This is a genomic window from Cupriavidus yeoncheonensis, from assembly GCF_905397275.1.
Lineage (GTDB): Bacteria > Pseudomonadota > Gammaproteobacteria > Burkholderiales > Burkholderiaceae > Cupriavidus > Cupriavidus yeoncheonensis.
Genome location: NZ_CAJPUY010000017.1, coordinates 150,572 through 165,248, shown reverse-complemented (window position 1 = coordinate 165,248; position 14,677 = coordinate 150,572). Strand labels below are relative to the sequence as shown.

Genomic DNA, 14,677 nt, shown 5'->3' with positions numbered 1-14,677 from the left:
ACTTCGACCGCCATCATGCCGAGAAAACAATTCGACGCCTGCTCAAACGTCTCGCCGACCTTGGGTGCCACGTCGATCCCATCGCTCATGCTGTCTAACGCTTCTTAGTAGATGAAGGTGCGTCTCCCAAGGAGCCGAAGGACTCCGCGCTCCCTCCAATGTAGACGGCTGTCAGAAGAGTTGTCGTCGCTGCATGTGGGCCCCATCATGCAGCGCCCATAAGTTGGCGGTTTCCATTCAGGAGCTTACTTTCGGCGTACGTCTGGAGGCTGTTGACCAATAACGATATACACCGGACTGGCCCAACCTGATGGCAAGCGAAACGGTTCGTCGCTTCGGAAGCGAATGCAGCCTGCATCGAGCAGCGCCTGGCCGACGGATGTTTGAAGGGTGAGTTCGGTGCGGTTCCTTGACATGAGGTCCTCGATCAGTGTTTGCTGCCCATGTCGGCACGGGGCCGGATCAGGGCTTCGGGCCGCAGCGCCTCTTCCAGCGCCTCGGCGGTCATCAGGCCGCGTGCCAGGACCACTTCGCGAATGGTCTTGCCTTCCGCAAACGCCTGGGAGGCGACGGAGGTCGCGTTTTTGTAGCCGATCACCGGATTAAGCGCCGTTACCAGCGCGATGGACCGTTCGATGGTCTCGCGAAGCCGCTCCGGGTTGGCGGTGATGCCGTTCACACACTTGTGCGCCAACGTGTGGCAGCCATTGGTCAGATGCAGGAAGCTGCGGAACAGGCTGGTGGCAATCACGGGTTCGAATGCGTTGAGTTGCAACTGGCCGGCCTCGGCGGCAAACGTGATCGTGGTGTCGTTGCCGAATACTTCGAAGGCGATCTGGTTGACGACCTCCGGAATGACGGGATTGACCTTGCCGGGCATGATTGACGAGCCGGCCTGCATCGGCGGCAGGTTGATCTCGCCGAACCCCGCGCGCGGACCACTCGACAGCAAGCGCAGGTCGTTGCAGGTTTTCGAGAGCTTGACTGCAATGCGCTTGAGCACGCCGGAAATCTGAACGAAAGCGCCGCAGTCCTGCGTGGCTTCCACCAAATTGGGAGCTAGCGCCAGGTCAAGCCCTGTGATGCGCCGCAACGCGGCGAGCGCCTTCGCTGCATAGTCGGGATGGGCCGTGATGCCGGTGCCGATGGCCGTGGCGCCGAGGTTGATCTCGCGAATTAGCGAGGCTGTCTCGCGCAGCCGCGCCATGTCTTCTTCCAGCATTACCGCATAGGTGGAGAATTCCTGTCCGAGCGTCATGGGGACCGCATCCTGGAGCTGGGTACGGCCCAGCTTCATCAGGCCCGCGAACTCGGTGGCCTTCCGGTCGAAGGAGGTGCGCAGCACTTCCATCGCTTCGAGCAGGTGTTCTATCGCAAAGCACGTGGCAATCCGCAATGCCGTGGGATAGACGTCGTTGGTGCTCTGCGCCATGTTCACGTGTTCGTTCGGGTGCAGGTAGGTGTACTCGCCCTTCTGATGCCCCATGTGCTCGAGCGCGCGGTTGCAGATCACCTCGTTGGCATTCATGTTGGTGGAGGTGCCGGCGCCGCCCTGGATCGTATCGACGATGAACTGATCGTGCAGGCGCCCATCCCGCACGTCATGACAGGCGGCAGTGATGGCGTCGCGCAATGTGGCGGGCAGCAGCCCCAGTTCGGCGTTGGCCTCAGCGGCGGCCTGCTTGACGGACGCCAGCGCCATGATGAGTTCCGGCCACGTCGAAATGGGCGTGCCGGTGATCTGGAAATTTTCCCAGGCCCGTAGGGTATGCACGCCGTAATAGGCGTCGGCGGGCACCTGGCGTTCGCCCAGCAGGTCGGATTCGGTGCGATAGGTGGTGGTCATGATGCGATCTCCTGTGAGAAGCTGGCGAGCGACCAGGGCAGCGTTTCCCCGGCGAGGAACGGCTGGAGACGGCGGCCGTCAGGCAGGTCGATGTGACCGGTTACCTGCATTGGGGTACGGTGGAAGGTCATTGTTTGCCGGTTCGGCGGAACGCCATAGAAGTTCGCGCCGTTCTCGCTCGCAAAGGCTTCGAAGCGATGCAGTGCCCGCTCTTCCTCGAACACCGTCAGGTAAGCCTGCAAGGCGACGGGTGCACTGAAGATGCCGGCGCAACCGCAGGCGGACTCCTTGGCGCCCGTGTCATGCGGTGCCGAGTCGGTGCCGAGGAAGAAGGCCGGGGAGCCGGAAGTTGCCGCGCGGCGCAGCGCCTGCCGGTGATGCTCGCGCTTGAGCACCGGCAGGCAGTAGTAGTGCGGGCGGATGCCGCCCGAGAACATGGCATTGCGGTTGAACATCAGGTGCTGCGGCGTAATGGTGGCGGCCAAGCGGCCGCTTGCATCGCGCATGACGAAGTCGGCCGCTTCCTCGGTCGTGATGTGCTCCAGCACGACCTTGAGACGCGGATAGCTGGCGAGGATTTGCGTCAATGTTGTTCGCAAGAAGTTTGCTTCGCGGTCGAAAACGTCCACAGTCGGGTCCGTGCTCTCGCCATGCACCAGCAGCGGCATGCCAATCTCCTGCATGACGGCGAGCACGCCGGCAATGCGGTCGACCGAGGTTACGCCATACTCCGCGTGCGTCGTGGCGCCCGCCGGATACAGCTTGGCCGCGGCGAACGCACCGCCATCGAAGCCGGCGCGAACTTCGGCGGGATCCGTGGTGTCGCAGAGATAGCAGGTCATCATCGGTCTGAACGCGGCATTCCGTGGCAAAGCGCTTTCGATACGTTCACGATAGGCCACGGCAGCCTCGGCAGTTGTAACCGGCGTCCGGAGGTTGGGCATCACGATTGCGCGGCCGTACTGGCTGGCGGACGCCGGCAGCACGGCACGCAACATGTCGCCATCGCGCAGGTGCAGGTGCCAGTCGTCGGGGCGGCGGATGGTCAAGGTGCTAACGGTCATGAATTTTTCCTCGCCCGATGTCCTGAAGTGCCTGGTACAGGACCTTGGTGCCGAGCATGAAATCGTCCAGGTCCATGGCCTCGTCCGGGTTGTGGGAGCCGTGCTCGTTCCGGACGAACAGCATCGCCGTGGGAACGCCGGCATTGGCGAACAGCGACGCATCGTGCCCGGCCCCGCTGGGAACCATCTCCACCGGCAGGTCCGCGTTGGCGCATGCGTCACGTAGCAGGCGAGACAGACCGGCATCCATCGTCGCCGGCGCGGATTCGATGCGGCGGTCGAACTCGAAGCGGACGCCGCGATCGCGGCTGATGGCCTTGCATTCCGTGCGGAGCAGTTGATAGAAGCCTTCCAGCGTGTCCATGCTCTTGCTGCGCGCTTCGAAGCTGAAGTCGACCTTGCCGGGAATCCGCGAGATGGAGTGTTCGACGGCGTCTGTGGAGACCATGCCCGTAGTCACAACAAGATCGCTGCCGCGTTCCAGCAAGACCTTCCAGTGCTCGTCAAGGCGAGCGATCAGGTCGGCCACCGCGAACATGGCGTCCTTGCGCAACCACCGGGGCACGGCTCCGGAATGGCCGGGCTCTCCGATACAGGTGATGTGGTTGTGGCGCACGTTGCCGCGAATACCAGGCACCACCGCAAGGGGAAGCTTGCGCGCTACCATCACCGGCCCCTGTTCGATATGCAGTTCCAGATAGGCCACGGCGCGGTCGCGATCGAACCATGACTGCTGAGCCGCAATGGCGTCGATATCGGCGCCGGATGCCGCCATGCACGCCGCAAGCGTCTGGCCGGAGTGGCGATGCTTGAGCGTCAGATCGTCGGTGGTCAGCTTGCCCAGTGCGGCACTCGATCCCATGTACGCCTTCCCGAACCACGCACTTTCCTCGCCGCGAAACGCGATCACCCGGAGCGGTACGGCCTCGCCAGCGCCCTGGCTCCTGCGCGCGATCTGGCACAGCAGCCCTGCCACGATGCCCGCGAGACCGTCGAAATTGCCGCCCTGGGGGACGGAATCCATGTGTGAACCGACCCACGCCGCCGGTGTACTGTCGTTTTCATCCGGCAGCGTGAACACGAGGTTCGCGGCCTTGTCGCGATGGACGCGCAGGCCATGCTGTTCGGCGAATCCGCAAAGATAGTCGGCGGCTGCCGATTCACCGGCGCCGTAGCTGTCCCGCGTGATGCCTACGCCGTCGAAGGACAATGCGCCGATGTCGGCAAAGAGCTGTTCCGCCAGCGGCTTGAGATGCAGGATGTCCATGGCTCAACCTGATTGTTGGGCGAAACGCAGCCATCGATCGCTGAGTTGGCGATCCAGGATGACCCGGCCCGTGAGGTCACAGATGGATGCAATGCCCGTCTCGTCGCAGTAAGCCTGAAGGCCATCGATGATCTTCTGCATCGCGGCCGGATCGCGAAACGATGCGGTGCCCACCTGAACGGCCGAGGCGCCTGCCAGCATGAACTCCACCGCGTCTTCGGCGCTCTGTATGCCGCCGCAGCCGATGATGGGAATGCGTACGGCGCGATAGCACTGGTGGACCATACGCAGCGAGATCGGCTTGATGGCCGGGCCCGACAGGCCGCCCATCACATTGCCAAGCTTGGGCTTGCGCGTGCGGATGTCGATCGCCATACCGAGTACGGTGTTTCCCATCACGATCGCATCGGCACCAGCCTCTTCCGCGGCCCGCGCCACCGCAGCGATGTCGCCGGCGTTGGGCGTCAGCTTGACCCAGAATGGGTGTTTCGTGCTTCGGCGGATCGCGGCCACTGCCTTGTAGGTGGTCTCGGGCAGCATGGCAAACGCCATGCCGTCGGCCTCGAGGTTCGGGCACGAGATGTTGGCCTCGATCGCGGCGACTTCCGGCAAGGACATCTCTGCGCAGGCCGCGCCGAACTCTTCGGCGGTATCGGCGGAGATGGAAACGATGACTGGCGTGTCATACCGCGTGTAGGGAGGCAGTACTTCCCTGCGGTAGTAGTCAAATCCCTTGCTTGGAATGCCGATTGAGTTGAGCATGCCACTGTAGGTCTCCGCCACGCGTGGCGTCGGATTCCCCGCCCGCGATTTCGGCGACACGCTTTTGATGACGAGGGCCCCAAGCTGGTTGAGGTCCATGGCCTCGCGATACTCGATCGCGAAACAGCCCGATGCGGGCATGACAGGGTTGCGCAGCGTCAGGTCGCCAACCCGGACGTTTAGATTAGCCAAACTCCACCTCCCCAACGACTTCACGAATCTTGAACACGGGGCCCTCGCGGCAGACCCGCAGGAATTGCTTGTCGCCATCGCACTCGAACAGGCGGACGCAGGACAGGCAGACGCCCATGCCACAGGCCATGCGCTGTTCCATTGCCACTTCGCCATGGATGTCCGGGTGGTCCTGCAATATGCGTTGCAGGAGCATCAGCAGCCGATGCGATCCGCAGGTATAGATGGCGTCGGGCCGCTGCGTATTGATCAGGCGTCGGATCAGGGATTCAACGGCTTCCACGGAGGACGTGCCATCCGCGTCGAACACGCCATGCACTTCCGCGGCGGCCCCGCGCAGGAACTGCTTGTCCATCAGGTCGCCCGAGGTGCGCGCAGACATGACGGCCGTGATCTCCACGCCGGCATTGGCCGCCTGGCGGACCAAGGGCGCCATGGTGGCTAGCCCCACGCCACGGGCCACAACAAGGATGCGCCGGAACGACGGGGCGAAGGTGAAGGTATTGCCAAGGGGACCAACGATATCCATATGGGCGTCGACTGGCAGCATTGCCAGCGCACGTGTCCCGACACCAGTGACGTTGTAAAGGAACTCGATCCGCCCTGGCTCCGGTCCCGCGCCGTACACGCTCATGGGACGCAGCAGGAACGGCTGCTCTTCAGCGGTGGTGGGGCAGTTGAGCTGATAGAACTGGCCTGGAAGGGTGAGAGGCGCGATAGGGGCATCGGACTCGAGCCGGATGTACTTGTATCGCTGGTTGACCCAGTAGTGTTCGACAATTTGACAGCGATAGGAGGCTACGGTAGCTGCGGGTTCCGCGCTACACAGGTTGGCACACATGGTGGTGACTCCTGAGAAATGCGCTGCGCCGTCGGGCGCAGTCGTGGTTCGCCTGGATGACCCAGGCGCTATTCCAGTTCGACGCCCTTCAGCTCCGGGATCAGGAAGATCGTGGCGATCATGTCAAGGACATAGATGCTGGCGAGCAGGGCGATCGCCAGTTGGAAGGAGTAGGTCGCCGCGATGGCGCCCACGACGATGGGCCCCAGTCCGCCGACTGCGCGTCCGATATTGAAAAGGACGTTCTGTGCCGTGGCACGGGCGGCCGTGGGATAGGCTTCGGAAATCAGCGCACCGTAGCCGCCGATCATGCCATTGACGAACATGCCCATAACCGCACCGGCCCAAAGCATCGTCATCGGGTCCGACAGCCTGGCGTAGTAGAGCACCATTGCTACCGCGCCGGCCTGGAAAATGAGGAACGTCGGCTTACGGCCGATGCGGTCGGCAAGGTGACCAAAGGCGATGACGCCGAGCATCATTCCGACAATCGTCACCGAGGTCCACATGGCAGACTTGGTCAGCGAGAAGCCCAGGGTCTTGGACAGGTAGGTCGGCAGCCAGATCATGATGCCGTAGTAGCCGAAGTTCTGGACCGAGCAGAGGATGACGATGCCAAGGCTGGTGCGGGTAGTCTTGCCGTCGGCGACCAATAGCCTGAAGGCGTTGGGCATTTTTTTCGTACGGCTGCTGCGCACGAAGACTTCGGGCTCATGCAGGCGGTTTCGGATGAACCACGCGACCAGCGCAGGAATCACGCCGATAAGAAACATGCCGCGCCAGCCGACTACGGGAAGTAGCAAGGGCGTCAGCAACGCCGCCATCAGCACGCCCGATTGCCATCCCAGTGCGACGTAGGAAGACACGCGCGCCCGCTTGCTTGCCGGCCACGCTTCGGCGGCCAACGCCATGCCGATGCCGAATTCGCCGCCGAGGCCGACGCCGGCGATCGTGCGGTAGGCCAGCAGATCCCAGAATCCCTGTGCAAACGCACACATGCCCGTGAAAACAGCGAACAGAACGATGGTCCACGTGAGCACGCGAACTCGCCCGTACCGATCGCTCAATGCGCCAAAGATGATGCCTCCCGCAACCGCCCCGATCAGCGTCCATGTCACGAGCGCGCCGGACTGGCTGGTGCCGAGCGCTAGCGCGGCGCTGATGGTCGGCAGCATAAAGCCGAGGATCAGGAGGTCGAATCCGTCCATGGCGTAGCCGATGGCAGACCCTGCCAGAGCCTTCCATGCGTAGGGAGACGTGGGGGCCTCGGCGTCGGATACCGGCTGAGTGAGTGGTTGGCTAGTCATGCTGTCTCCATTTTTAGACTGTATGTGCCTGAAAAAACACTGCAATGGTAATGACCTGCCTGCCTTGGGGCGGTCGAAATCGGATGCAGCGATCAATCTTATTTTTTAGACTAGCTTGCGGATCCCGTGATTGCAAGAAGATTGGGGGGTTCATAGGGGTTAACACTCAGTGGTTCGTGGCCGGCACTTCGAATCGAGACGTCTCATGCTATAGTGAATTCAATCTAGTAAATGAGACAGTCATGGAATATCGCGCCATTGCGCCGGGCGGGATCGATTTCGAGGCCATCGGGGCGCGGCTTCGCGCATACCGCCTTGGCGCGCAACTTCGCGCGGAGCAGATTGCCGACGTCCTTGGCATTTCGCGCGCGGCGGTCTACCGGATGGAAAAGGGAGAGATCGTCAAGGTGGAAACGCTTGAACGGCTTGCTGGCATCCTGGGAACGTCGCTCGAGTCGCTGCTTGGCGCCGGCACGGAATACTATCCGTCGGCAATCGCCTACATCGAGAGGATGCGGCAACTCGAGCAAGGCGCAACGCGCATTCTGGCGCACTTTGAACCGATTTCGTTTCTGCTCACGTCTCCCGGCTATGACAGCTATCTCGAACAAATGCTGCGCGAGGGCGGGGACAACGACGAAGGAAGAATTCAGGCGGTGATGGATCTGCTGCGCGAGCGCAAGGCGTCTTATGTTTCGCAGCCCTCGCCCATCGTGAGCCTGATTGGCCTGCGCGAGCTCGAACGCTTCGTGCATTTCGGCCTGATCGGACGCATGGATTTGCCTCCGGCGACGCGGATGGAACGATCGCTGGCTGCCCGCGCCGAGGTGGAGCGTATTGCCAATCTGTTGGAGCAGCAAGCGCCTGGCATGCAGATCGGGATCGTCAACGAGAGCATGCCAAACGCCACGTTCCAGATCTTCGAGCGTCCCACTGGCTCCTACCTGGCAATCAGCCCGTTCCGCTTTGGCGAGTTCCCCAATATCTCCGGGGGCATCGCATCGGTGACCGCTGCGCCGGAGGCAATCAAGCTGTACACGGGCATGGTTGAGGCACTATGGCAACGTTCCTCGCGAGGCCTGGACGGCGCCAATCTTTTGCGCCGTATGTTGCAACAAGTTTGATTCACTGTTTGAGAGAAATACGGACATGGACTTCAAAGCCGTTACCACTGAGTTTGCGCACAGCGTTCCCGGAACCGACGCCTTCCTGGAGGTGAAGCGGAAATCCCTCGCGCTGATGAGCACCGATCCGGACAATGCCGCGGCCTACTTTCTGATCTATGGCTTCGCGCGCTCGTATGTCATTCTCCACGACGATGAAGGCATTACGACCGACGTAGCCACTGCCGCGCAAACGCAGTTGCTGGGCTATATGCAGGCTATCGCGCAAGTGCTTGGCAAGGGTGGGGTGCTTCTGGAGGCCATGAATCGCATCGTGCTGGACTATGACGGGCGCAGGCAACTCTTCTGAGCCGCTGCGAGTGAAAAGGCGGCGCCGCCCAACCCTGCAGCGAGCGAAGCGTCACGCAGTTACCGGAGGTTTCTGGAGTGGTTGGCTGCAAGAGACTGGGAGCCGACCGGCTTAACCGCGGTCGAGTAGCCGTTGCAGGAGTTTCGCGCCGTCGCGCCCCTTGGCGGACCCCGCCCACAGACGTTCTATCAGGCCGCGATACATTGCAATCGCATCTGGCGACTTCGTAATTGTTGCGACGCCTGATCGTACATTCGGAAGCTCTCCGAGACGGAACGGAGACACGGCCACATGCTGGCTGCCTGGCTCCTCAAAGATCTGGAAAGTCTCGCTGGGCAAATTGTCGGCCACGATGCCGATCTGCACCCCAATAGGCTCGGCATTCAACACGTCAATCATGTGTGCAACTTCCTTGCGGGCAGCAAGTTTTCGTTCAAGCTGCACGCCTAAAGGAAGGTCAAGCCGCCCGACCAGTCCATGATGCAGGAATTGCTCAACCTGCCGAAAACCAATCAGGCTCAGGATGCTGGGACGCTGCTGCTCGAAGAGCTTGCGTCGCGCGGCCAGGATTTTCAGGACTTCGGCGTTATGCCGCTTCGCGCCTTCTCCGGCAAGCTCGTCAGGAACGCTTTCATCAAGCATGGAGCGAAGATGCTCTGGGTAGGCTTTCGATGTCAGCAGGAATGAAACCGGGTCGAAATTGGCAAGGATGCGTGTCGAGCGGGACTCTAGCTGGCGCATGCGCTCAAAATAACTGAGCGCGCTATCGTGGTACTCGGACTCGACCCCGAGAAGGTTGGACAGTGTCACGCCCAGTAGCGTTGCCAGACGCTCTAGCGTTTCGATTTTGACGATTTCGCCGCGCTCCAGGCTATAGACCGCTGCTCGGGAAATCTCGAGCCGTTCGGCAATATCGTCCGAGCGAAGGCCGCAAGCCGTGCGGTAGGCGCGCAGGCGCTCGCCAATCGCTCGGAAGTCGAAACTGGATGCAGTTTTCCGCGGCAATGGAGTTTCGGCCACGACAATATCCTCGTACAAAAATTCAAACGAATTGTGCCTCAATCCTCCTTATGGTACCGGCACGTCAGGGAAAACACTTAGATTACTCAGCACCAATCACCACATTTTTCTTTTATTTTGCACTTGTCTATATTTTTGGATGAGAGGAAGATTGGACATGCGGTACCCGTTCTCGGGCGCCGAAGGATGCCAGGGTTGCGGCGCGCCATTGATGGAGCGCTTCTGTGACTCCTCGGCTGCTCAACAGACACGAACGAGCCTGCTTTCCATGTCCGGTGCAACATTCATTCGCCTGCGAAGACTCTGCCTGATGGGCACAATGGCGCTTAGCGCCCCTGCGGTCGGCCAATCGTCGGTACAACTTTATGGCTTGGTCGACGCGTTTGTCGGCGCCGTCAGGAACCCCGGCGCACAGACAGCGTTTGTTACGCGGGGTGGTGGGATGTCCACGTCATTTTGGGGGCTTAGAGGAACCGAGGACCTAGGGGCTGGCAATTCAGCATTCTTCGTACTGGAAGGCTACTTCCAGCCGCAGAACGGTACCTTCGGTCGTTTTGCAAACGACAGTTTCTTTTCCCGCAACGCGTACCTCGGCATTGACTCGCGGTATGGCGCTATCCGCGCGGGGAGGCTGACAACACCCTTATATCTCTCCACGATCAACCTGAACCCATTCTTTAATTCCTACACGTTTTCTCCGTGGATATTTCATACCTACAAGGGGTTGGGACCACAGGGCGTAGTGGGCGATTCCGGGTGGAACAATGCCGTGGCATATTCGTCGCCGACGATCGGGGGCCTGAGCGGCACGCTCATCTATTCCTTTGGCGAAGCCGCAGGCAATGCAGGCCTGCATAAGTGGGGTGCAACGCTCAACTATACGAGTGGCCCGATTGTGCTGGCAGCCAATTACCAGTACATCAACTACAACAACGTGGCTGGCGATATCGCGAGCACATTGCCTTTCGTGCCCGGCCTCAAGAGTCAGGAGACGACCCAGATTGACGGGTCGTACAACTTCAATATCGCCAAGGTATTCGTCGGTTACATGAATGTCCGAGACCAGGCGACATCCGGTACCACGACCACGAACTCGGAGCACCTTGGCGTTTCTGTGCCGATAGGTGCTGGTTCGATATTGGGTGATATCGCCTATTCAAAGTCGACGGGAGCAAGCAGCGGCAACGTCCACCGCACCACATGGGCAGTCGGATACGACTATCCGCTCTCGAAGCGCACTGACGCGTATGCGGCATTCAAGTATGACCACTTCGCTAGCCAGTCCACCGGGCTCACCTACGGCATTGGCCTTCGCCACAGTTTTTGAGCCGATCGTCGCGCTCCTTTTTCGGCTTCCGGGCTGGTGTCCTGCGCACTCAAACGGACAGCGGCGCCAAGCCGCATCACGTAACGGCAAGAGTCGTGAAGTCGCCCACCGCCGCGCTGCGGCCGTCCATGACCGACCCTTAGCGGCCCTATGATCAGTCTCGGAAGAGCGGGAGATTTTGCGCCCGCGACTCGTGTCCATCATCCCGCCCTGGTAGTTGAACGAGCGGCAAGGAATCGGCTGGCTTGGGCTTGCGGCTGGGCCCTACCCGGAGTCGCAAGGCTGTCGGGAGAGCACAGAATGAAGCCTGTCGCGCCGAAGATGCCTCTGAGGCGTCTGGGTGCCTGCAGTTACCAGCCATCGATGGTCGTTGAGGCTGCCGCCTTCGCGGAAGATGTCGAGGTGCAGGCGCAGCGTCATGCGTCCCCTCGCCAGCAGGTTAACGTCCGACGCTGCCGAGCACTGACGATTATCCGAATCCTAATGAGACAGTTCCCGAACCGTCTGCACGGTCTCATGGATCAACCGCCGGAAGCCGTCCAGCACGGGATCCTCCTGTGCGAGGCGGGAAAACGCCAGCACCACCGGGTCACCCGGAATGGGCTGGCGCGCCTTGACGATACGCAGCAGCCCGAATTCGACATGCCGCCGCGCCACCGCTTCCGGGGCGATCGAGAGCAGGCTGGTGCCGGCCACCAGTGCCAGGTTCGATTCGAAGGAACGCGTCTCGATGACCGGGCGGATACGCGGCAGGCCGAGTTCGTGCCAGAACTTGTCAAAGGCGATGCGCGAGCTGGTTTCCCCATCGGGTAGCGCCCAGTTCTGGTCCCCGATGCTCGACAGGGCGATGGTCTGGTCGGGAATGCCCGGGTGCCCGGCGGCGCAGATGATCACCGTCCGTTCCTGGTACAGGCGCTCCAGCACGAGATCGTCATGGTCGCCCACTGTTTGCGCGGCGCTGCGGACGATGGCGAAGTCCAGCCTGCCGGCAGCAAGCTGCTCGAACAGCGCCCGTGAACTGCCTTCGATGACCTGAAACTGGTGGGGCGAGGTCTCTGTGGGCGCGGCTGGGTAAAGCCGTGCGAACAGGCCAGGTAACAGCGTGTGCATCACACGCGGGATGCAGCCTAGTCGGATTGGCTGGCGGGGAGCCTCCAAGGCGGTGTCGTGCAGTCGCTCCATCGCGCGCAACACGAAACGCGCCTGCGACAACACCACAATCCCCTTCGACGTGGGCGTACTCCCGTGGCTCGACCGCTCGAACAGCCGCGCCCCCAGCAACCCTTCCGCTTCCGCAAGCAGGCGTGAGAGGACCGGCTGCGGCACACCCATTTCCCGTGCGGCGCGGTGCACGGAGTGGTGATCCCCCACAGCGACAAGGGCCTCGATATGGCGCCGCTGGAGCGGCTTGCTGGGGGCGGATGGCATGGCGGGGTATGGAAATGGTGATACCGGATAAGTATAACGTTATCCAGAATCTATATCATTTACGGTATCACCTCCGGCGTCTATATTGGCTTCCACCAATCCAAGACGATGATGGGAGGACAGCCAATGACAGGCATTACCGTAACGCCGCTCGCGTCCAGCCTCGGTGCCGAGGTCAGTGGTATCGACCTGCGCCAGTCGCTCGACCACGATATCCTGGCGGAACTCCAGGAAGCGTGGGGCAGGCACCTGGTGCTGCGCTTCCGCGGACAGGCGTTGACGGACCCCGAGCTTCTGGCGTTCAGCCGCGTGTTCGGCGATCTCGATCCGCCGGGGCCTAACCCATACGGCAAGCCCTTCCTCAGCGAATTTCCCGAGATCAACGTAATCTCCAACGTCAAGGTCGACGGCGTACCGATCGGCAACCTTGGCGATGGCGAGGCGGTCTGGCATTGCGACATGACTTATGTCGAGCGCCCCCCGCGCGCCGCGCTGCTGCACGCGCTGGAGGTGCCGCCCGGAGGTGGCGACACATACTGGTCGAACATGTACCTCGTCTACGAGACCCTGCCCGACCGCGTGAAGGCGTTGATCGACGGCCGCAAGGCGATCCACGACGCGACCTACAACAGCGCCGGCATGATGCGCAAAGGCATGAAGGAAGTGACGGACCCGCGCGAGGCGCCCGGCGCGCATCATCCGCTGGTGATCGTGCATCCTGATACCGGACGCCCTGCGCTGTTCCTGGGCCGACGCCGCAACAGCTACGTGCTTGGCATGGACATCGACGAAAGCAACACCCTGCTCGACGCGCTGTGGGAGCACGCCACCAAATCCGAATTCACGTTCCGCCAGGAATGGCGCCAGCATGACCTGATACTCTGGGACAACCGCTGCACGCTGCACCGCCGCGACGCCTTCGATCCGGCCGCCACGCGCATCATGCACCGCACGCAGATCAAGGGCACGGCGCTCCAGGCATTCGATGCCACTACCGCCGGCCTGGCACTGGAGTCTTGACCATGGATGGCCTGCACCTTCCCATCCGCAACGCCGAGGTGTTCGGCGTGGCCGTGCCGTTGGTCGGCCCCGGCTTTCGCAATGCCTACGTGACCAAGACCGTGCAGAAGAGCGCGGTGGTGCGGCTGACCGCCGAGGACGGCTGCGTCGGCCTCGGCAACATCGACCCGTCGCCCGGCTATTCGGCGGAGACCATCGAGGAGTCGCTGCTCGCGATCCGCGACGACTTCGCGCCGCTGGTGCGCGGCTGCGATGCCGGCAACCCGCACGAGGTGATGCGCCGCATGGACCGGGGACGCGCCGGTTACCTCGACGCGAAAGCGGCGATCGAAATGGCCTGCGTTGACATGTTGGCGCGCCGGCTTCGCATCCCGGTGCACCAGTACCTCGGCGGTGCCGTGGTAGACACGGTGCGCTTCAACGCCTGGGTCGGCATCGTGCCGCCGGATGAGGCCGCCGCCGAGGCACGCAAGTGGTTCGACCTGGGCTTCCGCTCGGCGAAGGTCAAGGTCGGCGGCGGCATCGAGGCGGACCGCGACCGGCTGATGGCCGTGCGCGAGGCGGTGGGGCCGGACATGGCCTTGCGCGCGGACGCAAACGCCGGCTACAGCGTGGAGGACGCCATCGCGCTGGGCCGCCTGCTTGAGCCGGTGGGCCTGCAGTTGCTGGAGCAGCCGGTGGCCGCAGAGGACCTCGCCGGGATGGCGAAGGTGCGGCAAGCCATTGGCGTGCCGGTGATGGCAGATGAGTCGATCACCGACCATGCGAGCCTGATCGCGGTGATCCGCGCCAACTGCGCCGACATCGTCAAGCTCAAGGTCATGAAGCAGGGCGGCTTTCTGACCTGCCGCCGCATGCTGGAAACGGCAAGCGCGGCCGGAATGCGGGTCGTCATCGGCCACGGCTTCGGGCTCGGCGTGAACACGGCGGCTGAAATCATGCTGGCGTGCACCAGTCCAGCCGTGCTCGATGGGCTGGAGTGCGTCGGCCCGCTCAAGACCTCGGACGATATCGTGACCCACAAGCTCGACCTTCGCAGCGGCTCGATTCCGGTGCCAGACGGACCCGGGCTCGGCGTGGAACTCGACGAGGCGAAGCTGGATCGCTATCGCTTCGCCTTTTAGTCCGAC

General features: G+C 62.1%; 13 protein-coding genes. 5 read left to right on the top strand and 8 right to left on the bottom strand.

Annotation, left to right across the window (positions count from 1 at the left end; translation table 11 throughout):
- Positions 1–427: 427 nt before the first annotated feature.
- From aspA to KHO22_RS22555, 6 genes are all read right to left on the bottom strand, one after another.
- On the bottom strand, positions 428–1,846 hold the full coding sequence (aspA, locus tag KHO22_RS22580) for an aspartate ammonia-lyase (RefSeq protein ID WP_211949396.1): 1,419 nt from the start codon (positions 1,844–1,846) through the stop codon (positions 428–430).
- Complete coding sequence (pyrC, locus tag KHO22_RS22575) at positions 1,843–2,910, bottom strand: dihydroorotase (protein ID WP_211949395.1); 1,068 nt, start codon at positions 2,908–2,910, stop codon at positions 1,843–1,845. Before pyrC ends, aspA begins: the two co-directional genes overlap by 4 nt.
- The gene (locus KHO22_RS22570; RefSeq protein ID WP_211949394.1) at positions 2,900–4,177 is read right to left on the bottom strand and encodes a hydantoinase/carbamoylase family amidase; all 1,278 of its coding nucleotides are present in this window, start codon (positions 4,175–4,177) and stop codon (positions 2,900–2,902) included. Before KHO22_RS22570 ends, pyrC begins: the two co-directional genes overlap by 11 nt.
- 3 nt (positions 4,178–4,180) lie before the next feature.
- Positions 4,181–5,131, bottom strand: coding sequence for a dihydroorotate dehydrogenase (locus tag KHO22_RS22565; protein WP_211949408.1), 951 nt, complete (start codon positions 5,129–5,131; stop codon positions 4,181–4,183).
- Positions 5,124–5,972, bottom strand: a complete 849-nt coding sequence (locus tag KHO22_RS22560; protein WP_211949393.1) for a dihydroorotate dehydrogenase electron transfer subunit — start codon at positions 5,970–5,972, stop codon at positions 5,124–5,126. Before KHO22_RS22560 ends, KHO22_RS22565 begins: the two co-directional genes overlap by 8 nt.
- Positions 5,973–6,040: 68 nt before the next feature.
- On the bottom strand, positions 6,041–7,279 hold the full coding sequence (locus tag KHO22_RS22555; RefSeq protein ID WP_211949407.1) for an MFS transporter: 1,239 nt from the start codon (positions 7,277–7,279) through the stop codon (positions 6,041–6,043).
- Positions 7,280–7,521: 242 nt separating this feature from the next.
- On the opposite strand from KHO22_RS22555, the gene KHO22_RS22550 reads away from it, so the two are divergent.
- Together KHO22_RS22550 and KHO22_RS22545 are read left to right on the top strand one after the other, a co-directional pair.
- A complete protein-coding gene (locus KHO22_RS22550) occupies positions 7,522–8,403 on the top strand; it encodes a helix-turn-helix domain-containing protein (RefSeq protein WP_211949392.1) in 882 nt (293 codons plus the stop codon).
- A 25-nt stretch (positions 8,404–8,428) separates the two neighbouring features.
- The gene (locus tag KHO22_RS22545; RefSeq protein WP_211949391.1) at positions 8,429–8,752 is read left to right on the top strand and encodes a hypothetical protein; all 324 of its coding nucleotides are present in this window, start codon (positions 8,429–8,431) and stop codon (positions 8,750–8,752) included.
- Between the two features lie 111 nt (positions 8,753–8,863).
- On the opposite strand, the gene KHO22_RS22540 is transcribed toward KHO22_RS22545, so the two are convergent.
- On the bottom strand, positions 8,864–9,772 hold the full coding sequence (locus KHO22_RS22540) for a helix-turn-helix domain-containing protein (RefSeq protein ID WP_230426968.1): 909 nt from the start codon (positions 9,770–9,772) through the stop codon (positions 8,864–8,866).
- A 268-nt stretch (positions 9,773–10,040) separates the two neighbouring features.
- On the opposite strand from KHO22_RS22540, the gene KHO22_RS22535 reads away from it, so the two are divergent.
- Complete coding sequence (locus KHO22_RS22535) at positions 10,041–11,099, top strand: porin (protein WP_338031356.1); 1,059 nt, start codon at positions 10,041–10,043, stop codon at positions 11,097–11,099.
- A gap of 480 nt (positions 11,100–11,579) precedes the next feature.
- On the opposite strand, the gene KHO22_RS22530 is transcribed toward KHO22_RS22535, so the two are convergent.
- The gene (locus KHO22_RS22530) at positions 11,580–12,527 is read right to left on the bottom strand and encodes a LysR family transcriptional regulator (protein ID WP_211949390.1); all 948 of its coding nucleotides are present in this window, start codon (positions 12,525–12,527) and stop codon (positions 11,580–11,582) included.
- A 126-nt stretch (positions 12,528–12,653) separates the two neighbouring features.
- Between KHO22_RS22530 and KHO22_RS22525 the strand changes: the two genes are divergently transcribed.
- Both KHO22_RS22525 and KHO22_RS22520 read left to right on the top strand, forming a co-directional pair.
- Complete coding sequence (locus tag KHO22_RS22525) at positions 12,654–13,547, top strand: TauD/TfdA dioxygenase family protein (protein ID WP_211949389.1); 894 nt, start codon at positions 12,654–12,656, stop codon at positions 13,545–13,547.
- A gap of 2 nt (positions 13,548–13,549) precedes the next feature.
- Positions 13,550–14,671: a mandelate racemase/muconate lactonizing enzyme family protein gene (locus KHO22_RS22520; RefSeq protein ID WP_211949388.1), complete on the top strand. Its 1,122-nt coding sequence runs from the start codon at positions 13,550–13,552 to the stop codon at positions 14,669–14,671.
- Positions 14,672–14,677: the final 6 nt, after the last annotated feature.